Here is a 23,367-nt window from a genome sequence, read left to right on the forward strand (position 1 = left end):
CGACTAGCCAGGCAGAAAAGCAGAAGTAATTGGTAACGACGCACTCAACCCATGGTTTTTAACTAAACGCTATAACGTGTGCTCAATTTTTAAGCTGTTCAAATCAATCAACAGTTTATAGACATAAAACACTTCACCTCTTCTTTTCTTTGCCCGGTCACTTAACCGGGGTCCGACATATTTCGAATTCGACCCTAACATTTTTCTAAGACGTAAATGTTCGTATTTTCACGTCTGGGGTATACGTAATAATGAATTCTAATCTAAATTTATCTCATCCAATGTCCTTACAACAACTTGGATGGCAGCCTGTTTTTCAGCAACAACTGACGCTCGAAGACTACGAATCAAATGTCATCGCGCGCATTACCGCGCATCACAGAAGCAGTTATACATTAGCAACAGAGCAAGGGGAATTATCCCTTCCAATCCATCAAAACCAGCCACTAATGACGGTTGGAGACTGGATCATTCTGGACGCCAACCAACAATTTCTTAGGTTACTAGACCGACAGTCACTGTTTAGCCGAAAAGCCGCTGGCAGCAAAGTGGCTGAGCAATATATCTCAGCCAACATCGATACGGTCTTCATTGTTGTTTCACTCAATAATGATTTTAACTTAAGTCGAATTGAACGTTATTTGGCAATGACGAATGAAGCTCAGGTCGAATCTGTGATCGTATTGACGAAAGCAGACCTATGCGATGATGTGGAAGCAAAATGCCAACAAGTTCAAAATCTAGACCCTATGCTTATGATTGAAAGCGTGAATAGCCTTGATCACGCCAGCGTTCAAACCTTGAATGCATGGTGCAAGTTAGGACAAACCGTCGCGTTTATGGGCTCTTCTGGGGTTGGCAAATCGACCTTAGTGAATACCTTGATGCAAAGTGATGATCAAGAAACGGGCGGCATTAGAGAGGACGACAGCAAAGGCCGACATACCACCACATCCCGCTCACTCCACTGTATGCCAAACGGTGGGTTACTGCTGGATACTCCGGGAATGAGGGAGCTTCAATTAGCCGACTGTGCTGATGGGGTCAGTGAAACGTTTTCCGATATAGAAGCGTTAACAAAGCAGTGTCGCTTCTCTGATTGCCAACATCAGACCGAACCTGGTTGTGCGGTACAGAAGGCTTTGGAATCAGGGGAACTAGAGCAGCGTCGTTTAAGCAACTATTTAAAGTTGCTCAGAGAACAAGCTCGTAATGGTGCTACACTCGCTCAGCAACGAGCCCACTATAAACAGTTAGGAAAAATGTACAGAAATGTGCAATCAGAAAGCCGAAGTAGGAAGAAAGGCTTCTAGAGCAGCACTCTCTGTCACTATATCGGCTAGCCTTAACCCGCTAGCCGACATTGAGCCAATCACTATTCGGCTAAACCCCATGAATGACGTCTAAATCGACAAACGCCCCTTCAGCGCAATAAAACACTCAAATAAATCATTTTATCAACATTTAACACCCAAAAAATCAACATAAGATAAGCTTTTATCCCATATTCAATAAAATCCTAGACACAAAATTTTGTGTAGTTAATATGTCAGATATTCAGTTAGCAAATAACTGAAATACTATAAAACTTATAAATTAACTTAATTGCAGGGATATATATGCAAAACAACAACCTTATCGCCCGCTTTGCCCGGGGCAATCTGGTACTTCAAATACTCGCCGGTATCGTTCTCGGTGCAGTACTTGCTAGTGCTTCTCCTAGTAGCGCTCAAAGTGTCGGCTTACTGGGTAGCCTTTTTGTCGGAGCATTAAAAGCGGTTGCACCCATTTTAGTCTTCATTCTTGTTGCTGCTTCGATCGCTAACCAAAAGAAAAATCAACACACGCATATGCGTCCAATTGTTGTTTTATACCTTTTTGGCACCTTTGCTGCTGCATTAACCGCTGTTCTAATGAGCTTCATGTTCCCAACCACTTTGACACTGGTTGCGGGCGCAGAAGGCACAACACCACCACAAGGCATCGCGGAAGTTTTAAATACTCTACTGTTCAAACTTGTCGATAACCCAGTAAATGCGTTAATGAGCGCTAACTATATTGGTATTTTGGCGTGGGCAGTTGGGCTTGGTTTAGCTCTTCACCATGCATCAGATACAACCAAAGCCGTCTTTGAAGATTTAAGCCACGGCGTATCACAAATCGTCCGTTTCATTATTCGCCTAGCGCCATTTGGTATCTTCGGTTTGGTTTCTTCAACGCTTGCTACGACCGGTTTTGAAGCACTTGGTGGTTACCTTCAACTACTGTTCGTATTGCTTGGTTCAATGGCGATCATTGCACTCGTGGTTAACCCGATCATTGTGTATGTAAAAACCAAAGAAAATCCATACCCTCTGATTTTCCAATGCATTCGTGAAAGTGGTGTCACTGCGTTTTTCACTCGTTCAAGCGCGGCTAACATTCCTGTCAACATGGCGTTATGTGAAAAGCTTAAGCTAGATGAAGATACTTACTCTGTATCCATTCCTCTAGGTGCAACAATCAACATGGCAGGCGCGGCAATAACAATCACAGTGCTAACCCTTGCTGCTGTTCATACAATGGGTATTGAAATTGACCTACTGACGGCGATACTACTGAGTGTAGTTGCCGCAGTATCTGCTTGTGGTGCTTCAGGCGTTGCAGGTGGCTCACTACTGCTTATTCCATTAGCTTGTGGTTTATTTGGTATTTCAAACGACGTAGCAATGCAAGTCGTCGCGGTTGGTTTTATCATAGGTGTGATTCAAGACTCTGCTGAGACGGCGCTAAATAGCTCAACAGACGTAGTATTCACTGCTGCGGTATGTAAATCAGAGCAAAAGAAAGCGGCTCAATAAGTTAGCCGATAAATATGAAAAAGAGAGCATTTTGCTCTCTTTTTTTGGTTTCTAGTTTGAACACTTCTAATTAGTTTGCGATTTATCTTCAGCCGAATAATCGCTATTGGGTAGAAAATCAAAACTAACATCGAAAGCAGACTTATTAACGTCGTCACTTTCGACAACTACATTATCAACAGGCTGCATATCTTCAGAACTTAATTTTTCAGGGAAGAACTCTTCTCGCTTATACAACTTATTCAATGCTCGAATAATCGAGTGCTTAGGGGCAGCCCCTTCTGTTAACTTTTTCATTAACGGCTTTGAAAGAGTTTGAAGCCCCACGACCGTTTCCACATCAATGATCCCACCAACCACATCCCTTGCTGCCCGTGCTGGTTCATAACCGAAGTGAGCCGAAAGAAATAGCCATATATACGCAATCGCATTGCCATTCGCGCCGTGTTCACGCCATGCCTCACCGGCATGATACATCGCTTCATAACTTCCTTTTTCAGCGGCTAGCTCTAGCCAGTAACACCCTTTTGTGTGGCTTTTTTCAACACCGATACCATGCAGATAGTTCAAGCCTAACTTGATACGACCGTTACTATTCCCTTTATTTGCCGCAAGCTGATACCACTCAGAAGAAGCCACTGGTGATTTATTCATGTTCTCTTTAGACATACTCCAATCGCCCATAAAAAGCATTGCCTCAACATTGCCTTCATCAGCCACTTCTTCAATAACAGAGACACCTTTAGGTATATTTTTATCGGTGCCTCGCCCACCTATTAGGGCTTTGCCTGCTTCATATTTTGCGTGCTTATCACCATCAGCCGCAGCGATGCTTAATCTCCAAAAATTAGCCTGCTCTTTCAAGATAAGGTCATCTTTTACACGATCACTGATTCTAACCACACCGTACATGCCGCTTACATTGTCCAATTTAGCCGCTTTGTTGTACCAGTACAGTGCTTCTTTCAAATTTCCTCGTTCTGCTTCTTTAGCCAAAAACAAAATCGTTGGTACATGCCCAGTTTCAGCTTTGAATACTCGTTCTTGTTGCTCTTGCTGCTTTGCCTTTTCAATCGCTTTACGATAAGCCACTTCTCTCGCTTTGCGTTCTTGTTCGATTCTCTGCTTTCTTAAAGAGAGAGAAACCAACCAAACGAACACCAGCACTAAAGAAAGCAATGTCGCTCCAATCGCAATTCCCATCGTACTCATAAATATCATTCTTTTATGGTTATTCAGCACTACTGCTTAAAATCTCTTAAACAGAACGTAATCATTAGTTTTATAGCGGCTCGATTATATAAAACTTGAGCATTATTCACTCATCTATTTGTACAAACAGCACTCAATTATGCAATAAAAATTGAAAACTGAGACCTCAAAGCTAACCCTACGCCCCTAAAGATGAATAAAGGATGATTTATCCGAGAATAAATTTCGCTAGCCTAAAATCACTAACAACAAACAGTGGCTTACTTTCAATAACTTACCCAAAGATAATGCATACCTCCAGCCTATCCGTAGGCTCGGTGTAATTAATTCATGAAATTGGGTTAAAGCGATGAAACACAAGGTAATATCAAATATGAAAAACAACAAATTCTCGATTTATCAAGTCTTCACTCGTTTATTTGGCAATACATCAACGACCAATCAGCCATGGGGAACGGCGGCACAAAATGGAATTGGAAAATTCAGTGACTTTACCCACACGGCACTATCTGAAATAAAATCGCTCGGAATAACCCATATCTGGTATACCGGAGTACCCCACCATGCTGTGATTCAAGACTATCAAGATTATGGCATCAGCAATGATCACCCTAGCGTTGTCAAAGGACGGGCAGGATCTCCGTATGCTGTCAAAGATTACTACTCCGTAAACCCTGATTTGGCTGACGATCCTGCTCAACGAAATCAAGAATTCGATCAACTCATCGAACGTAGCCATCAACATGATTTAAAAGTGGTCATTGATATTGTACCGAATCACATTGCTCGTCAGTACAAAGGGTTAAATAACCCAGAAGATGTGAAAGACTTCGGCTATGACGATGACACAAGCGTCGAATATAACCGCCATAACAACTTTTATTACATCCCAAAACAAGCATTTCAACTACCTGACATCCCAATGCAATTTTTACCTCTCGGCGGAGAAATACATCCTTCCTTACACACACCGTTCAATGAGTCTCCAGCCAAATGGACAGGAAATGGCTCAAGACTTGCCAAGCCTAACTTTGATGATTGGTATGAGACCGTGAAGATCAATTATGGTGTTCGACCTGATGGAAGCAAAGATTTTGACGAACTTCCAGAGCACTATGAAGAGCTTGGTTATCAAGAGCATTTCGCCTTTTGGCAACAAAAAGAGGTGCCTGACTCTTGGAAAAAATTCCGTGATATCGCGTTATTTTGGCTCGACAAAGGGGTAGATGGGTTCCGTTATGACATGGCAGAGATGGTGCCCGTGGAGTTTTGGAGTTATATGAACTCGGCAATCAAAATGAAAAATCCCGACGCTTTTTTGATGGCTGAAGTCTATCAGCCCGACCTTTATCGCACTTATATTCATCAAGGAAAGATGGACTATCTATACGATAAAGTGGATTTATACGATTCACTGAAAGATATTATCCAAGGGCGTGGAGACACAAAAAACATCTCTGATATCCAATCGGCCATGGCGGATATTGAACATCACATGCTGCACTTTTTAGATAACCATGATGAACAACGTATTGCTTCACCACAATTCGCGGGGGACGCAAACTTAGCTCGCCCAGCAATGCTGATCAGCACTCTCATGAGTAGTTCGCCAACCATGATCTATTTTGGTCAAGAGGTGGGAGAACCTGGCGCAGAAGAGGCCGGATTCGGACAACCGTCTAGAACCTCTATCTTTGATTATGTCGGCGTTCCACATCATCAGCGATGGATGAATGACGGTAAATTTGATGGCCATTTGCTCACTGAGAATGAAAAATCACTGCGAACCTTCTATAAGAGCTTGCTCAACTTTTCTCTCAATGCTTCCTGCATGACTGGGGAATTTGATGATTTATATCTCCGAAACCAGCAGCAACTTGGACAACGAACGTATCTGTTCGCCCGTCATGATCATCACCAAGTTGTTATTGTTGCGGCTAATTTTGATAGCCAATTAAGCTTAGAGCCAACGTTAACCATAAACGGCGATGTAATAGAAAAATGGCAATTAAGCGATGGTGAGTATCACTTCATTGAACAAATCGAAGGGAAACAGTCACTATTATTGACCGTCAAAGAGGGAGTGGGGTCGCTTTCCATTCCTTTACCGCCTCTCGCATCATATGCGTTTAGCTTAATAAAATAGATCTTTAGGGCACTTTTCGAAGTGCCCTATTTTTAGGTCGATATTACTCAAGAAAATATTCCGTTCCTCCTCACACTTCTTTAAATACTTTTCAAGCGCAATTCTGTGTAAATGTTGATTAGCGTCACTCATAATTACTATGAAATAGTTTTTAGCTATATCAGATCACCTTTAGCCTATTTCTCAACCACTATCCAACCTCGTAAAATAGCGAAAAATTCAAATAGTTGTCTCACTTCAAACCTGAGCGAACCTAGCTGTGAATTGGATATCTTTTCGCCTAACGGAACGTTCGATATAACGGAATACATTATGAAACGTGCAATTAAAACTTTATCTGTCTGTGCTCTTGCCACTCTTATCGCATCACCAGTTATGGCGATGGAAGAAGGCGAAATTACTATCTGGATCAATGGCGATAAAAGCTATGATGGCTTATCCCTTATTGGCAAACAGTTTGAAGAAGACACCGGCGTTAAAGTGCGAGTTCAGCACCCAGATTCATTAGAAGCGAAATTCCAACAAGCTGCCGCAACGGGTGGCGGTCCTGATATTATTTTTTGGGCTCATGACCGCTTTGGTGGCTACGCTGAATCTGGCCTACTTTATGAAATCAACCCAAGCAAAGAGTTCAAGAACAAGTTGGCAGACTTCAGTTGGGATGCCGTAACATTTGACGGCAAACTCGTCGGCTACCCAGTTGCGATTGAAACTCCTTCTCTTATTTACAACAAAGATTTACTTCCAAACCCACCAAAAACATGGGAAGAACTTGAGTCCATTCATAAAGAGATGGCAGCCCAAGGCAAAACTGGCCTAATGTGGGATGTTAAGAACGCATACTTCACCTGGCCAATGATCTCTTCTGGTGGCGCATTTGCATTTGAAAAAACGGCAACAGGCTACAATGCAAAAAGCACTGGCGTAAACAACGCGGCAGGTGTCCACGGCCTTCAATTCCTAGTGGATATGGTAAATAAAGGGGTAATTAACCCAAATATGGACTACTCCGTTGCTGAAGGTGCTTTCACTAAAGGTGAAGCAGCAATGACAATTAATGGCCCTTGGGCATGGGGTAACCTAGATAAACTTGGCGTAAATTATGGTGTCGCGGTTCTACCAACCCTAAACGGTGGTAAAGGCAATCCATTCGTAGGCATACTAAGTGCTGGTATCAACGCTGCGAGCCCTAATACAGACCTAGCCGTTGAGTTCTTGGAAAATTACTTGTACAAAGATGAATCACTTAAAATCATGAACGATGATAAACCTCTAGGGGCTGTAACCCTTAAATCGTTCCAAAAAATCTTAGAAAGTGATGAAAGAATCAAGTCAACAATGATCAATGCGGAGAATGGCGAAATAATGCCAAACATCCCTCAAATGACGGCATATTGGTTCGCAGAAGGTGCTGCAATTGATAATGCAATGCAAGGAAAGCAAACCGTAAAAGAAGCCTTGGATATGGCAGCGAAACAAATCACCAAATAATTTAAGTTGTTTAGAAAATAATAATAAAAGGTACACCCAATTGGCTGTACCTTTTTTATTGCCTCTCAAAAACATCATTATCCTGTATATTTAAATCACTTATAACCGCCGCCAGTCTAATATCTCATCCGCCCAATTAAAAATGCAACAATAAAGTCACAACCTTACCCGCTAACCTATCCCCATCCAAAGCACAACCCTACCAACAATAGATAAATCTAAAATAATCATTTATAATCAACAAAATAGATAGAGCATAACTGTTTCACCCATTCAACCAGTCACACAATAATGTTAATTTGCTTCGTAAAGTAACCAGTCGAAAAACAAGCCTTTCATCACTAAATGGAGGCTTAGTACTCATCCCCCTCTTCTCCACCTTATTTCTACGCCCTTATAAAAACAGAAAAATAATTGAGCTATTGATCTACATTTGCATTAAAAAATGCACTACAAAATGTGACTCGGATATTACCAAATGGATAATAACCCAAAAAAAATAACTTTATAAATAAAGTTCACATTAAGTAGAAGGCATATGTTTTTAATATATTAAAATTAAAGTCATCATAATATGGATATGTAACGTGAATACAAAACTCTTTAAACTTTCAACCCTATCAAAGGCAATGATTCCGCTATTGTCCGCGGCCGTAATTACTGGCTGTGGTAGCGATAGCGACTCATCATCACCAGTGGTCCCTGCTCCTTCAACCCCAGGAGAAGTCGAGCTAACACCGAGTGTTAATTTACCAGCAGCGGCTCCAACGCCAACAGCCGATCAAGTTGTTGTCAGTTACATCGCGCCTGCAGTGAGTACTTTCAAAACAGTAACAAAAACGGTTGATTGGAATCTTGTATGCGGTGAGAAAAGTTTCACCGCAACTTCATCGGATGAATTTGGCCCAATTTGGCTTCTAACCGCAGCAGATGTCATTGGAGCTTGTAACATCTCAGATGGCTCGACCGATGTTCCTGTCACAATTGATGCTGATGACGCAGGAAAATCACTGGGTGTCGCTTCAAATGGCACAAAAATCACGGGCTCTCGTCAAGACACCTTCATGGCTTCTCACGGCCTAGATCAAACGGGAACGGATGTAAAATTACCGAAAGTTTCCGCTCCTGATGAGCTTCCTGCTCCAGCGTCAGGCTACTTTGCACTGAACCTTTATGATGCACTTGGTGATTACAAAGAAGAAGGTGCCGATAAAGATGGCTACGGTAACCTAAATCTACATATTTGGAATAACAGTAACTGTAATGCCGTCGACCCTACAGCGGTCAATAATGGCTGGGATGATGTCTCTGTGACTCCAAGCGACTCTGACGAATTTGGTCCAGTGTGGTACATCCCTGTAACGGATGATCCGACTCAATGTTTCAATGTCATTTTCCGTAACTCAAATAAAGACAAGTTGATTAACAGTGACTTAGTTATCGATATCTCAAATATTGCTGATAATCCAAGCGTCACTTATATCCCAGGAAACCAAACGTCTTACGCGACCCGAGCACTTGCGTTTGAAACAGGTGGCCCATCATCTGAATTTACCATTGATACCGTTGGTGCCATCCTCTTAGATGACAACACTATGGTATGGAAAGCTGGTTCAGGTGCCGACTTAGTACAAATAATGTTCACGCCTAATGGTAAATTTGACGTATCGGAAGATGGTGTTGTAAGCGGTACATCTATCAAACTAACGAGTACAGATCTTTCGGATGAACAGAAAGCGAAATTCCCACATTTAGCTGATTACCCTGCGTTTGAAATTCCGACACTTCCTGCTGACTTAGCTTTAGCAAACCTGATGAAAGGTAGCATGGTCGCTATCTCTTCAAGTAATGGCGCTGATGGCGAAGCCTCTGAATTACGTTCATCAACTGCGATTCAATATGCTGGTGCTCTAGACGCAATCTTTGCTGAAGCGGCGACCGACTTAGAGTATGGCCCGATCTACAGCGATGATGGCGTTACTTTCCGTCTTTGGGCTCCAACCGCAACCGATGTTGAACTGGTTGTTTACAACAGCGGCAAGTCCGTTGTATCTCGCCATGAGATGACAGAAGATAGCAAGTCAGGCAGCTGGAGTGTTGAGCTAGAGAAAGATACGGTTGATGGCCAATTCTACCGTTATGCGATGAAGGTTTTCCAACCTCGCGAACAAAAAGGCTACGGCTACGAAGTAACTGACCCATATTCAGTCAGCCTATCGACCAACTCTCTATACAGCCAAGCGGTTGACCTTGATTCTGATGATCTTAAACCAGATGGGTGGGATAGCTTAAAATCACCTCATTCACAAAATGAAGCAAATGGCGATTTATCTGACATGGTGATCTACGAATCACATGTTCGTGACTTCTCTGCTCGTGATGCTAGCACTGAAAACAAAGGTAAATACTTAGCGTTTACAGAAGCGGACTCAAAACCGGTTGATCACCTAAAACAGTTAAGTGAAGCGGGGATGACCCATTTACACTTAATGCCTGTTTTTGACATTGCAACGATCAACGAAGACCCATCGCAAGTCGCAAATATCGATCAACCATTCAGCAAACTGTGTTCACTTAAACCGGAAATCAAGAACGACGACAAATTCAAAGAGTACTGTGACAGTGGCAACACCATCGCAGAAGCCTTTGAAGAACTTCAAACAGAAGACAATAAAGACAACGCTGTTGTTGAAGCATTAAACGAATATGTTCGTGCTGTCGATAGCTACAACTGGGGCTACGACCCATACCACTACACTGTGCCAGAAGGTTCATACGCCACCGATGCAGAAGGTAGCAAACGTATCCTTGAGTTCCGTGAAATGGTTCAGTCGGTTAAAGAAGATGTTGGCATGAACGTTGTCGTCGATGTGGTATACAACCACACTAACGCGTCAGGCCTTAACGACAAGTCAGTACTTGATAAAGTCGTACCACTTTATTACCAACGTTTAGTGCCCGATACAGGTTCTGTTGAAACTTCTACCTGTTGTGACAATACCGCACCAGAAAATGCGATGTTTGCTAAGCTGATTGATGACTCAGTTCAAACATGGACCGAAGCTTATAAGATCGATGCCTTCCGTTGGGACTTGATGGGACATCACCCACTGTCACAAATGAAAGGAACTTTAGCTGCCGCTCGCGAAGTGAATCCTGATGTTTACTTCTACGGTGAAGGTTGGAACTTTGGTGAAGTTGCAGATAACAAACGCTTCGTTCAAGCGACTCAACCAAACCTAGGTGGTACTGGTATTGGTTCATTCTCAGATCGTCTACGTGATGCGGTACGTGGCGGTAGCCCATTCGATAGCGGTGATGCAATTCGTGAAACTCAAGGCTTTGCAACGGGTGCAGCGACGCTTCCTAACGAGCGAATGCTTGATGCGGACGGTAACGTATCGGCAGCAGAAGTTAAGCGTGCTCAACAGCAAGTTGACCTTACTCGTTTAGGCATGGCGGGTAACCTTAAAAACTTCAAGATGGTTGATTTCGAGGGGAACACGCAAGTCGGTTCATCTATCGATTATAACGGCCAAAACGCAGGCTATGCAGAGCAACCTTGGGAAATTCAAAACTACGTTTCTAAACACGATAACCAAACCTTCTGGGACAGCAACATGTTCAAAGTTGCCGAAGAAGCGACCGTTGAGGTACGTGTTCAGATGCAAACCATCGGTATGTCTACTGTTCTACTAGGCCAAGCGATGCCATTTAACCATATGGGTGGTGAACTCCTTCGTTCTAAATCGATGCAGCGTGACTCTTACGATTACGGTGATTGGTACAACCTAGTTGACTTTACTCTAGCGGATAACAACTGGAATAAAGGCTTACCAGCAAAAGAGAAAGATGCGGCGAACTACGACCAAATCACTCGCGCGACAGATGACGTAAACTCTCAGCCAACACCTGCTGATATGGAACGTATGTTTGAGAACTACAAAGAGTTACTGACTCTACGTAAAGCAAGTGATTTGATGACACTGCCAAGTGCTGAAGAAATCATGAACCGTGTCGATTTCCGCAATACAGGTAAAGGCCAAACAACCGGTTTAATTGTGATGACTATTGATAATGGTACGACACAAACGGTGGATTTAGATCCAAGCCTTGATGCTATCGTCGTTATGATTAACGCAACACCTAACGCACAGACAGCTAAAGACTTTAAGGACAATGAAGATAAACTGATCGCACTAACTGGCTTTGAACTGAGCAGCAAGCATAAAACTGATGGCATTGCAGGAGATGCAAGCTTTGCCGATGGTACTTTCACGGTTCCAGCATGGTCAACAGCTGTCTTTGTTCAAGCTCGTGGTGATGCACGCGGTCTAGGTTTACCTGTTGCACTGAAAAAAGCAGACTTACCTCCATTCGGTAAAACCAAGGTATACATTGCTGGTGGATTTGAGCAAGCAAACTGGGACCCTTCAGCAATTGAAGTTCCTTACACTAACAGCGGTCTCTACACTGTCCAACTAGGACTTGGTGCCGATACTGGTTATAAATTCACCAAGGGTTCTTGGGATAATCAAATCAGCTGTGATAACGATAACTGCCCATCAAACTTCACTGACATGGGTATGTACGAGTTCTCTCTGGATGCAACAGACCCAGAAAACCCAGTAGTGGTGGATGCAAAACTAGCAGAAAGCTATAAAGATAAAACGTGGTTTATTCCAGGAACACTTGCTGGAGGTTGGGATCACGCTGATGGACGTCAAATGACAACTGACTCTAAAGATGCAACTTTAGTGACTTTCACAACTGGCGAACTCACCGCTGATGAAGCGACTGAGTTTAAACTCACTTGTGGTGGATGGGGCAATTGTGAACATGGTTTCTCTGCTGTCACCGTCGCTGACGAATCATTACCACTAACAGATAACAATGGAAACATCGCCTTCACTCCAGCAGAAACTGGGGCATATACAGTTACGTTCGATATTCTATCGAAACAAGTATCGATTAAGGCTGAAGGTATCAAGTAATATTAGCTACTAACCGATAAAAAACCCCGAACGTATTGGCGTTCGGGGCTTTTTTTATTTCTGTTGTAAATAGGCTTATGTATTCTCTACCAAAGAATCAGACACCTACAACGCCACTATCGTTTATTGGTTCACTTGCGCCAATATCTCAGGGTCATCACTCTTTCCGGCTTGCATTTCTTTTAGTTCAACAACTTGGTTTGAAGAAGCAGGGTGAGTCGTTCCGCTAAACTTACCGCCTTGTTCAATGCTTAAGTTGTCGCTGTAAATGGTACCACTCACTTGACCTTGACTGAGCACTTCAACACTATTGGCATGGCAGATACCATCAAGAGAACCGTTCACAATGACTTTGTCTGCAAATATTTCCCCTCGGATACAACCTTCTTGGCTGATCACTAGAGTCTTGGCGACATGAATTTCACCTTCAATCTCGCCATCAACTTGGATATCACTCTCTAGCTTGAATTGTCCGCTAATTGCACAACCTTTTGCGATGAGAGTTGTAGCTGAGCGCTGACTCTGTGCTCGACTTTGTTTACTAAAGATTCCCATCGGATACCTCGTTCTTTACTAAATATTGATTCAAATTCATTTACTCCCCAATCGACAAACGGTCGAGGATCTAACGCTCGGCCAACAAAACGAATTTCATAATGCAGATGTGGACCAGAAGACAGGCCACTATTTCCTGAGTAACCAATCAGGTCGCCTTTCTGTACAAAATTGCCCCTTTTCACTGCAAACTTTTTCAAGTGAGAGTATGAGCTCGAAAAGCCGTAAGAGTGTTGCAAGCGTAAAAAATTACCGGAGCCTTTATTACTAGGCCTAGTCACTTCTACGACACCGTCTGCTGGTGCATAAATAGGAGTGCCTGTATTTACGGCAAAATCTTGTCCGCGATGAGTCTTTATTTTGCCTGTGATAGGGTGCTTGCGTTTACCATAACCTGAAGAAATTCGCGCATTATGTACAGGAGCACCACTTGGAATCTGGGTGAGCATCACCATTCTGACAGAAGAGGTAATGGCTGCGGTATCTAAGCGTGATTCTAATTCTCCGCTACTCTCTTTCATTCCGAGAACTTTTTCTAAGTCCCCTAAGCGGTCAGAGACAATATGCATTCGCTCTTCACGCTCTAACAGATCGCTCTCTAAATCCAGTTTAAGATCTTTTAAAGAAGTCACTTCTTCAGTCAACGTCATTGATTGACTGACGAGCTCTTGTTGCTTAGATTTTGCAAAATCAACTTCGTTCGACAAGTAGTAAATCGCACCACCAGCCGAAATCACACACGCAATGAACGAATACCCGACACATTTCAGGCAATGGCGATACCACTTATTTAAATGGTAATGTTTTGTCCCTCGCACTGAGGATACTGAAACAATGACTCTCTCTTTCATAACTACCAAAAGTCGCTAACCATTAGAAGCCGCCGATTCTAACAATCTTAAGCTCTATCCCGTAATGAATCGCTCATCAATTCCACACTATTCACATTGTTATTGTTCAATTTGTGATTTAGCGCCAAACTAACGTACCATCGAATTGTTCCATTATTGCTTAAAGAGATGGCATCAATTCATGATATAAATATCAGCTCTTAACTCACTGCGCATGACACGAAATACATTATTGATTGGAGATAAACCATGATCAAAGCACTACTTTTTGATATGGATGGACTGATTTTTGATACTGAATGGATCTATAAAGAGAGTTGGCAATACGCAACCCACCTTCAAGGTTTCGAGTTAAGTGACGAACTGTATTACGCATTTATTGGCGTTCAAGATAAAGATTGTGAGCGGTTACTGACTCTGCATGTCTCAGACAAAATAGATTTGGATATGCACCGAAAAACTCGTGATGTCTATTATAACTCCATACGAGACAGTGGAGGGGTCAAATACAAGTTCGGGTTCCATGCCCTATTTTCCACATTAAAAAGCAAAAGTCTGAAATGCGCCTTAGTCACTTCATCTCCGCGATCAGAAGTTGAACTCCATTTTGCTGGTACTCATTATTTGGGGCAATTTGATGCCATCATCACCGCAGACAGTGTTGCTCAAGGAAAACCAAGTCCTGATTGTTATTTAAAAGCCATTCAGAAGATCGGCATTGCGCCAGGCAATTGCTTAGTGCTTGAAGATTCTAATAATGGTGTAGTTGCGGGTCTAAAGGCCGGGTGCATTACCGCAATGGTACCCGATCTTCTAGGTCCAAGGCCGGATATAGAGCCGCATATCCACTATATTCTGAGGGATCTCGAATCTGCCATTGGCATCATAGATTCAGATTCAGATTCAGATTCAGTATTAATTTGCGAGAATTGAAAAAACGGTTATTAATAAACGATAAAACGATTTTTAAACCCCTCTATTTGCTTCCTATTATTTGTGGGTATAACGTCAAAGAACAATTATCACCTCTCTATGCGGTGGTTTAAGAGAGACAACCTCCGATCAGCCTCGATGCTCCTAAACAAGAGCCAGCACTTCGCTAGCTCTTTTACATTCAAATCTAAAACTGTTCTAACAACTTCAAATCAAAATCTTCCAACGAGATATCAAGGTTCCACATCTTTATTTTATCTTGGATTTCATCTAGCTGCTTTTGCACTGTCGACATCGTCAACGTATTGTTATCCAACCAAAAAACCTGTTTCTGAGTGGTATAATAAAAATTAAGAATGATCAATGCGGTCACGTTCTGTTCTTCCGCCGCAGGCTTAATCTTACGCACTTTGCGATAAATTTTGTTATGTATCTGCTTCAATTGCCAGACATAAAATATTTCGGTCAAAAACGGGTGTGTTTTGAAGTGGTTCATTATTGAAGCCGAGACCACCGCTGATAAAATTACCCCCATTAAATTCAGGTGAAAATTCCCTGTCGACTCAGATGAATTGACTGGTCCAGACCCAAATAGTTGAATTAAAATCGCACCGAATACCAAGGCTAGAATCGCAAGACACGCGACAAATGAAATGATGACCAGATTGGAACGTTTACGATAGGTCACTTTATCGATATCTACTATTTTCATACTTTTTCGTACTCTCTATTTATAATCGAAATGCGTTCACATCCGTATGCAGTCACCCATTTTACGCAGGTTTCAGAGAGTTAGGGGGTGAATTTACAATCGAGTTCAAAATTTCGCGATCTCAAATACAATTAATAAAAAAGCAGTACCATCTCAATACTGCTTCTATTAACGGTATCAATCCATTTGAACGACTAGAACAAATAGCTATACAAGAATCCTGCACCTATCGCCATACTTAAAATCACCGTTAAGAAAGCTATGATCATCGGGTTTTTAAAGATTGATTTCAGCAAAATCACTTCCGTCAAACTGGCTCCTGCGCTACCAATAATTAATGCCATTACAGCTCCTAATCCCATGCCTTTGGCCGCTAATGCCGCACTCAGTGGAATCACCGCTTCTGCACGGATATACAGAGGAATACCAATCACAGCGGCAACTGGAATCGCAAATGGGTTACCATCGTTAGCGATGCGAGCCACAAACTCCGTAGGCATGAATCCGTAGATCATCGAACCTAATGCAATACCACCAATTAGATAAGGCAAAACCTTTTTAAAATCAGACCACGTTGTGTTCCATATTCTTACCCATTTGCTTGCAGGGACTTTTTTGCTGCCACAGCTTGAGCCACAACCTTTTGATTCCGGCGTAATGTAAGCTTCTTCTTTAACGTATTTTTCAAAGCCCAATTTTTCTAAACCATAACCCGCAACAACAGATACCCCCATAGCAATAGTAAAATAGAATACCGTCACTTTAATTCCGAAGGTGACGGCAAATAAGCCAATAATGATCGGGTTAAGGAGTGGGCTGGCAAACAGAAAGACCATCATCGTACCAAACCCGGCTTTCGCTCTTAATAATCCTTTAAGGAACGGAATGGTAGAGCAAGAGCAAAATGGGGTAATCGCACCTAAAAACCCTGCAACAATATAGCCTTTACCTTTTTTACCACTCAAAATACTTTGGATTTTTTCTGGTGGAATGTACTCCTGCAGTACACCAACGATATAACTGATCGCTAAAAACAGTACCGTGAGTTCTACCGCAAGAAACGCAAACATATTAAGCGTTTCCATGAGCATTTCGGTCGTGAAGTAAGTTGAATCAAACATAATTTAAATCTCTACATTTCTGGAATAATCGAAATGTAATCTAATAAAGTAGCGTGATCAAGTTATTTCTAGTAATATCGAAATATAAATTCAATACCAACTATAAGAAGCACTCATATGAGCATTGAGATAATCGCTAAAGCATTGAAAGAACTTGGCCACCCAACACGGTTAAGCATCTACAAAAGTATGGTTCGCGCTGGGTATCAAGGAATTGCGGTTGGAAGTTTGCAGGAATCTTTAGATATCCCGGGATCGACTTTGTCTCACCATATCTCAAGCCTAGCTTCTGCCGGATTGATCTCTCAAAGACGTGAAGGAAGAACCCTATACTGCGTCGCTGAATTTGAGCAACTACAATCAGTCATTGCCTTCCTACAGGATGAATGTTGCATTGATGAAGAGTGTTAATACTCTTCATCATTAGCACTCGCAAGCTAGTCTACCGACCAAACATCACGGATAGCTGGCCAGCCCCAGTTCGTCAGGGCCACATTCTTCAGTACGCCTTTAAACCTTAAGGTCTGTCGGTGATGGAACATCGGTAATAGGACATACTCAGAAATAATAGATGTGGAGATTGACTCTAACTGTTCAAGGTACTCTTCTAAAGGTGTATCCGCTCGAAGGCGTGAAAGCTCTTCCACCAGCCATTGGCTATGGTGGTGACCAAGACAATAATGCAACACCGTATTACTTAATAGGCCAATATAAGCTGAAGAGTGACGATTATCATCGAGATTAATATTGGTCAAAACCATCTCTTCAACTAACTTTTTATCTATCGCCTTTTGGGAAAGTTCTCGATAAGAGTATATATTGACGACTACGTTAACCCCGATTTTATTTAAGATGGCAACAATGGCATCGGCACTGTATTCAAGAGCCGTATGTTGATAAACCGCTATCGATAATGAATGCGGTAATGCTGTCGGCATCGAATCAGGCCGGCGAATATGGCTCCATTCAGGTAACAGATTTTGTGCGATTTCAGCACCAAATTGATGCGATGCTTGGTTCAATTCTTCCCATAGTTTTTCAGGATGAAGTAACGTGGACAGATATCGTTGCTGCTCTAATGAGAGAGCTCCAGAGGTCGCTTGATTAAATAGCAGATACAAGCAACCATCTTCTACTCGACTCTGCTGGTTATCTGCTTCCCCCTCTTTTTGCTCATTAGACATAGTGGCGATCCCTTGAGCATTATCTAATGTGGGACTCGCCTGTTGTATATCTTCTGTTTGAGAAACATAATGTTCACAAGAGCCCGATGACTGAGCGACACTTTCCCCCAAAGCTTCTGTATTTAGAGCGTTTTTGTCTAAGTTTGAGTCCGTTAAGTTTAATCCCGCTAATTTTTCATCCAAATGCCAAATCGTCACCTGATCAGTCAATGCTCGGCAACCGTAAAATCGCTCAAAAGCTTTAAGCGTGATCTTCTCTTCACTATGCTCGACAACCTCAAAAGGACCACTCCCTACCACTTTTTCTATCGACGACTCAAATAACTGGCTTGGTGGCTGAATTGAATATTTCACGTCCGCTAAAAGCCCAGCAAAACCAAAATCAGGTTGAGAGAGCTGAAAAACAACACAATGCGGCTGAGGGGCGGTAATGTCGATAACATGCTGCAATTCTGCTTGATATTCATGCTGTTGTGTCAATCTGGCGAACAAGGTAACAACCGTATTGGCATCAATCGGTTGATCATTATGAAACGTTAAACTTGGTCTTAAATAAAAGGTCCATGTCAGTTGCTTAGGATCATATTCCCAATGATGAGCCAACTCAGGGTTCACCTTTCCAAGAAAGTCGCAACTCACCAACCCGCTATAGAGCTGGCGAAGCAGAAAACGTTCACTATTTCGGTGTAAAAGGTGGGGCACCAACCGTTCAAATTGGCGTTTATATGTCAACTGTATGTGTAAGCGCCCCTCACGGATGGATGCTCCAGAAGTACTATGCAGTAGCTGCCTAAACTTCGATTGGTCATGATCCAGTATCGACAACGCTTTTTCGTATTGCCCAGAATGAATTCGCTCTGTTGCCAATGTGGCTTTCAAACGATCAACGCTTAAATTAAGTAATAGTGTCGATCTTTGGTTTCGTCCCGCTTTCGGTAACCAAGTTAACCATCCACAATCTTGCATTTGACCAAGTAACGTCCGCGCATGTCTTGGGCTGGTAATAAAGCTTTCCGCCACTTCGCTAAGTGGGATCTTAAGTTCCTGCTCTACCCCCAAATCCGCTAAGCGTGAATAGTATCTTAGTAAATTTAAATCAGACATTTCATGAACCCCTAAGGAAAATAACTTCCCTATTTAACTGAGATATAGATAAAACATACCTTACCCAACGGTTTTATAACTTAAACCAGATATAAAACCTAATATAAGGAACAAATAAATTAAACACCATCTCTTTTTTACTTCCTATTTGAACAGCATACTAACACCAACAAATACAGCCTAAGGGCTAGTAATAACAGCGATTTAACTCGATATGCTCCTCACCCCCGAATCATCCTGTTAGATCGCTGTTATTACTGCCCCTTATGGTGATACATAACCCTAAGTACGGAGCAACATTATGAACATTGAACACATAGCGATTTGGACACAAGATCTTGAGCGAATGAGAGATTTCTACCTAACTTACTTCAATGCAAATTCAAATGATAAATACACCAATACGAAAAAGGGCTTCAGTTCGTATTTTATTCATTTCGATAGTGGAGCAAGAATCGAATTAATGAAGATTGATTCCATCCCTACTTTAGAGATAGATGTGTACCAACAATTTATCGGCCTCACCCATATTGCTTTTAGTGTCGGCAGTGAAGCGAAAGTTGATGCTATGACACAAGCGTTTATTGATGATGGATATGAAGTGCTTGATGGGCCACGAAGAACAGGAGACGGTTACTATGAAAGTGTGGTGCTTGACCCAGAAGGCAACCGACTAGAGTTAACCGCTTAGCCTTTTTGTTTGCATCAATGAGGGGGAGGATAATCAATTACCTTCGCCTCAATCCATCATGATTCTATGCTTTGAGGGAGTACCAGCTTGGCCCCCGGTTTTTTAATACCGCGAGAATCTTCAGGGTTATAAAGCGCACACTTTTCTAATGACAAGCAACCACATTGAATGCAACTTCCAAGCTGGGTCTGAAGGTTTTTTAAATGTGCGATCTTCTCTTCCAATGCTTGATGCCACGTTTTAGCAAGTTGCTCCCACTCTTCTCGCTTTGGCGCTTTATGTTTAGGTAGATGCCCTAACGCTTCTGATATTTCTTGAAGCGTCAGCCCCACATTTTGAGCGGCTTTTATTACGGCGATCCTTCTCAATATCTGGCGATCATAACGGCGTTGGTTGGATTGATTCCGAGAACTATAGATTAACCCCTTCTCTTCATAAAAATGCAATGTAGGCACACTGACCCCAGCCCGCTTAGCAACTTCTCCAATTCTCATGTCCATATAAACCTCAAAAAGTCGTTGACCTAAAGTTAACTTGAGGTTTTAGAGTAGCAGCCAATGGACTCAATCACATGGAATATTTGATGGAAAATAAAACAATTACCTATTTATCTGGCCGATTCTTCGATGGTATTAGTTCGGGCTTATTTATGATGGCTCTACCTTGGATCATGCTACAACAGCCAGATATGGGCACGTTTGTCGCGCTAATCGCCCTTTTTTGTACTGGCTTATCCTTTTGCTTAACCCCCCTTTTTTCAGTCCTTATCGACAAACACTCTCGGAAAAGCATTCTAATACTCGTTCAAATCATTCAAGCGCTTACTGCCGCTATCGTTTGTATCATCTATTGGTTAGGTATCGAGTCCAATGGGTTGCTCACCTTATCACAGATAATTTTTTGGCTATCCAGCAACGTCGCTTGGGCATCCAATAATGCATTCACTCAAGAAAACTATACCAAGGATCAATATGCAAAAATCTCGGGGTATCAAGAAATTGTTATGCAAGGGACCACTCTTGGCGCTGGCGCTTTAGGTATTCTTCTTTTAGAGCTATGGGGTATGGTTGAATTTGCTCTATTTGCGGCTGTCGCCTCTTCCCTCGCCGCGTTAAGCTATCTCATCACGCCATACCACCGCCAAGTTAGCCCTTCCACCAAACGTTCCTTTTTAGGCCAAATCAAAGAGAGCAAAGTCCTTCTTACTGAGCAACCCATATTTTATGGCTTCATTCTCATATCTTGCCTCTCATACCCAGTACTGACTTTTCTCAGCAAGTTAGTTCCCATCTGGTTCGCACGATTGGGGGTCTCTGGAGATTGGTTTGCGATGTACAATGTCGCGTTTGGTTTAGGCTCATTAATGACAGGGCTGGTTATTTCCAAAATTCTCGCCCTATACTCGCAACAATCTATTATGCAGTATTCAGTGTTCGTGCTTTCCCTCACCCTATTAGCGATGAGCTTAGTGACACAGCCCTTATATATAGTGATCTTCACCGCTTTCTTTGGTCTGTTTAATGCGCTGAATCGAATCGCCCGTACCAATTGGATGCACCATGTGGTTCCAATGGCACAAAGAGGCCGCATTGATGGTGGGCTTGCGATGTTTTCCACTCTTGCACAGAGTCTGAGTTACGTCTTGATTGCATTTCTAGCCCATACAGACAACATTGGCTTGGGCTTTACTATTGTGGGTTTCATTATGTTTTTCGCTAGCTTAGGCATGCTCAAGTTAGGAGGCAAACTGGATAAAAATCGAAAACTCGCGCTCTCTCACTAGCCCATCAAATCGAGAAAAGTGTCATCAAACGCAGCAATATATCAGGCCGTTTTCTGTTGCTGCGTTTAAATTTCAACGAAAAAATTTCAACGAATAGCGTTACTAACCTTCGACCAATATGATTGAAGCCAGCTTTTTCAATGCTCTTCACTATCAATAAAATATTCTTGTCGATACCACAAAAACTATTCGTTTCTCTTTCCATTTGATCTGCCCTAAGTTGCGCCTAAATCATCTCCTACGATGATGTTTCACAATATTCAGCCACTGTCATAGTGGCTAATTTTCGCAATAACTCGGTGAGCCTTTCTGGCATTGCCGTTAATTTCGCAACTACCTAGGAAAAAAAAATGCGTATTGCAATTCTTTCTCGTAACGAAAATTTATACTCAACTCGCCGTCTTAAAGAAGCGGGTGAGGCTCGTGGTCACCAAGTAGATATCATCGACACACTACATTGCTATATGGATATCACGAGTAGTAACCCGAACATCCGTTACATGGGGGAAGTGTTGCCGAAATACGATGCTGTTATTCCACGTATTGGGTCATCGATTACGTTCTACGGCACGGCGGTTGTGCGTCAGTTTGAAATGATGGGCACATTCTGTGTGAACGAATCGGTTGCGATCAGCCGTTCTCGTGACAAATTACGTTCATTGCAGCTGCTTTCCCGTAAAGGTATTGGTCTGCCACGCACTGGTTTTGCAAGTCGCCCTGACAAGATCCAAGATTTGATCAAAAACGTTGGTGGCGCACCACTGGTGATCAAGCTTCTTGAAGGTACACAAGGGATTGGTGTGGTGTTGGCGGAAACCAACAAAGCAGCAGAAAGCGTCATTGAAGCTTTTATGGGCATGAAGGCAAACATCTTGGTTCAAGAATTTATTGCAGAAGCTGGCGGTGCAGATATTCGCTGCTTTGTGGTTGGCAATAAAGTGATTGCAGCAATGAAGCGTCAAGCGGGCGAAGGCGAGTTCCGTTCTAATTTACATCGTGGTGGTACCGCTCATTTGGTTAAATTGAGCAAAGAAGAGCGTGCAACCGCGATTAATGCAGCAAAAGCGATGGGACTAAACCTATGTGGCGTTGATATTTTACAATCTAAAAATGGGCCTGTGGTTATGGAAGTGAACTCTTCTCCAGGCTTAGAAGGCATTGAAAAATCAACCAACAAAGATGTCGCAAATATGATTTTTGAGTTCATTGAAAAAAACGCGAAACCAAATGCAACTCGTACTCGTGGAAAAGGCTAATGCCAATTTCTAGCAACGATTTTAAAAAGAACAGCAACGGAAAAAAGATGAAAAAACTTATTATTGGCAATGTGGAAGTATGTAGCTTACCGGATTTTGGGGTCAATCACCTTCAAGTGAGAACCGATACAGGCGCAAAAACATCGTCACTGCATGTTGATAATTTGGTGTGCTTCAAAAAAGACGGTCAGAAGTTTGTAGAGTTTGAGTTACACCCAGACATCTACCATTTAGAAGAGATTGTAAAATGCCAAGCGCCACTCAAAGCTTGCCGAAAAATAAAGTCATCAAATGGGGATGTCGAACATCGTTGTGTGATCATGACCAGACTACAGTTAGGCAGCGAAATTTGGCCCATTGAGTTAACGTTGAGTAATAGACAAGAGATGACTTATATGATGTTGCTTGGTAGGCAAGGCATGGCAGACAAGATTTTGGTTGATCCGAGCCAAGAGTTTATGCTCGGTAGTTAAGTAACTTCAACAAACGAAATC

Annotated in this window: 18 protein-coding genes; 11 read left to right on the top strand and 7 right to left on the bottom strand. The window is 42.4% G+C overall.

Going from position 1 to position 23,367, the window contains the following annotated elements:
• Window positions 1–251: 251 nt before the first annotated feature.
• Together rsgA and sstT are read left to right on the top strand one after the other, a co-directional pair.
• Window positions 252–1,313: a ribosome small subunit-dependent GTPase A gene (rsgA, locus tag F0249_RS01090; protein WP_171755557.1), complete on the top strand. Its 1,062-nt coding sequence runs from the start codon at window positions 252–254 to the stop codon at window positions 1,311–1,313.
• A gap of 306 nt (window positions 1,314–1,619) precedes the next feature.
• Window positions 1,620–2,840: a serine/threonine transporter SstT gene (sstT, locus tag F0249_RS01095; protein WP_017052239.1), complete on the top strand. Its 1,221-nt coding sequence runs from the start codon at window positions 1,620–1,622 to the stop codon at window positions 2,838–2,840.
• Between the two features lie 66 nt (window positions 2,841–2,906).
• On the opposite strand, the gene F0249_RS01100 is transcribed toward sstT, so the two are convergent.
• Window positions 2,907–4,052 carry a tetratricopeptide repeat protein gene (locus F0249_RS01100; RefSeq protein ID WP_171755558.1) on the bottom strand — a complete coding sequence of 382 codons (1,146 nt, stop codon included), beginning with the start codon at window positions 4,050–4,052 and terminating at the stop codon, window positions 2,907–2,909.
• A 373-nt stretch (window positions 4,053–4,425) separates the two neighbouring features.
• Between F0249_RS01100 and F0249_RS01105 the strand changes: the two genes are divergently transcribed.
• The 3 genes from F0249_RS01105 (at window position 4,426) to pulA (ending at window position 12,683) form a co-directional block, all read left to right on the top strand.
• Window positions 4,426–6,198: an alpha-amylase family protein gene (locus F0249_RS01105; RefSeq protein WP_171755559.1), complete on the top strand. Its 1,773-nt coding sequence runs from the start codon at window positions 4,426–4,428 to the stop codon at window positions 6,196–6,198.
• 312 nt (window positions 6,199–6,510) lie between these two features.
• A complete protein-coding gene (gene malE / locus F0249_RS01110; RefSeq protein ID WP_017052235.1) occupies window positions 6,511–7,689 on the top strand; it encodes a maltose/maltodextrin ABC transporter substrate-binding protein MalE in 1,179 nt (392 codons plus the stop codon).
• 587 nt (window positions 7,690–8,276) lie between these two features.
• A complete protein-coding gene (pulA, locus tag F0249_RS01115) occupies window positions 8,277–12,683 on the top strand; it encodes a pullulanase-type alpha-1,6-glucosidase (protein ID WP_367613429.1) in 4,407 nt (1,468 codons plus the stop codon).
• A gap of 123 nt (window positions 12,684–12,806) precedes the next feature.
• On the opposite strand, the gene F0249_RS01120 is transcribed toward pulA, so the two are convergent.
• Window positions 12,807–13,238, bottom strand: coding sequence for a polymer-forming cytoskeletal protein (locus F0249_RS01120; RefSeq protein WP_216599480.1), 432 nt, complete (start codon window positions 13,236–13,238; stop codon window positions 12,807–12,809).
• On the bottom strand, window positions 13,142–14,089 hold the full coding sequence (locus F0249_RS01125) for a M23 family metallopeptidase (protein ID WP_113798572.1): 948 nt from the start codon (window positions 14,087–14,089) through the stop codon (window positions 13,142–13,144). Before F0249_RS01125 ends, F0249_RS01120 begins: the two co-directional genes overlap by 97 nt.
• A 249-nt stretch (window positions 14,090–14,338) precedes the next feature.
• Between F0249_RS01125 and F0249_RS01130 the strand changes: the two genes are divergently transcribed.
• Entirely contained in the window at window positions 14,339–15,022 is a 684-nt protein-coding gene (locus F0249_RS01130) for an HAD family phosphatase (protein ID WP_171755560.1), read from the top strand.
• Between the two features lie 187 nt (window positions 15,023–15,209).
• Here F0249_RS01130 and F0249_RS01135 read toward each other — a convergent pair whose 3' ends face one another.
• Both F0249_RS01135 and F0249_RS01140 read right to left on the bottom strand, forming a co-directional pair.
• Window positions 15,210–15,734, bottom strand: a complete 525-nt coding sequence (locus tag F0249_RS01135; RefSeq protein WP_171755561.1) for a DUF3087 domain-containing protein — start codon at window positions 15,732–15,734, stop codon at window positions 15,210–15,212.
• A 194-nt stretch (window positions 15,735–15,928) separates the two neighbouring features.
• Complete coding sequence (locus F0249_RS01140; protein WP_171755562.1) at window positions 15,929–16,855, bottom strand: permease; 927 nt, start codon at window positions 16,853–16,855, stop codon at window positions 15,929–15,931.
• 117 nt (window positions 16,856–16,972) lie between these two features.
• Between F0249_RS01140 and F0249_RS01145 the strand changes: the two genes are divergently transcribed.
• On the top strand, window positions 16,973–17,266 hold the full coding sequence (locus F0249_RS01145) for a helix-turn-helix transcriptional regulator (RefSeq protein ID WP_113798580.1): 294 nt from the start codon (window positions 16,973–16,975) through the stop codon (window positions 17,264–17,266).
• A gap of 26 nt (window positions 17,267–17,292) precedes the next feature.
• Here F0249_RS01145 and F0249_RS01150 read toward each other — a convergent pair whose 3' ends face one another.
• A complete protein-coding gene (locus F0249_RS01150) occupies window positions 17,293–19,143 on the bottom strand; it encodes an SgrR family transcriptional regulator (protein ID WP_171755563.1) in 1,851 nt (616 codons plus the stop codon).
• 301 nt (window positions 19,144–19,444) lie between these two features.
• Between F0249_RS01150 and F0249_RS01155 the strand changes: the two genes are divergently transcribed.
• Window positions 19,445–19,834 carry a VOC family protein gene (locus F0249_RS01155; RefSeq protein ID WP_171755564.1) on the top strand — a complete coding sequence of 130 codons (390 nt, stop codon included), beginning with the start codon at window positions 19,445–19,447 and terminating at the stop codon, window positions 19,832–19,834.
• A gap of 56 nt (window positions 19,835–19,890) precedes the next feature.
• Here the strand turns inward: F0249_RS01155 and soxR are convergent, their stop codons facing one another.
• Window positions 19,891–20,334, bottom strand: a complete 444-nt coding sequence (gene soxR, locus F0249_RS01160) for a redox-sensitive transcriptional activator SoxR (RefSeq protein ID WP_113798586.1) — start codon at window positions 20,332–20,334, stop codon at window positions 19,891–19,893.
• Between the two features lie 83 nt (window positions 20,335–20,417).
• Between soxR and F0249_RS01165 the strand changes: the two genes are divergently transcribed.
• The 3 genes from F0249_RS01165 (at window position 20,418) to F0249_RS01175 (ending at window position 23,346) form a co-directional block, all read left to right on the top strand.
• Window positions 20,418–21,617, top strand: coding sequence for an MFS transporter (locus F0249_RS01165; RefSeq protein ID WP_171755565.1), 1,200 nt, complete (start codon window positions 20,418–20,420; stop codon window positions 21,615–21,617).
• Between the two features lie 350 nt (window positions 21,618–21,967).
• The gene (rimK, locus tag F0249_RS01170; RefSeq protein WP_017052403.1) at window positions 21,968–22,873 is read left to right on the top strand and encodes a 30S ribosomal protein S6--L-glutamate ligase; all 906 of its coding nucleotides are present in this window, start codon (window positions 21,968–21,970) and stop codon (window positions 22,871–22,873) included.
• A 47-nt stretch (window positions 22,874–22,920) separates the two neighbouring features.
• Complete coding sequence (locus tag F0249_RS01175; protein ID WP_171755566.1) at window positions 22,921–23,346, top strand: RimK/LysX family protein; 426 nt, start codon at window positions 22,921–22,923, stop codon at window positions 23,344–23,346.
• Window positions 23,347–23,367: the final 21 nt, after the last annotated feature.

Origin of the sequence: Vibrio sp. 03-59-1, from assembly GCF_013114135.1 — a bacterium.
GTDB classification, from domain to species: Bacteria; Pseudomonadota; Gammaproteobacteria; order Enterobacterales; family Vibrionaceae; genus Vibrio; species Vibrio cortegadensis.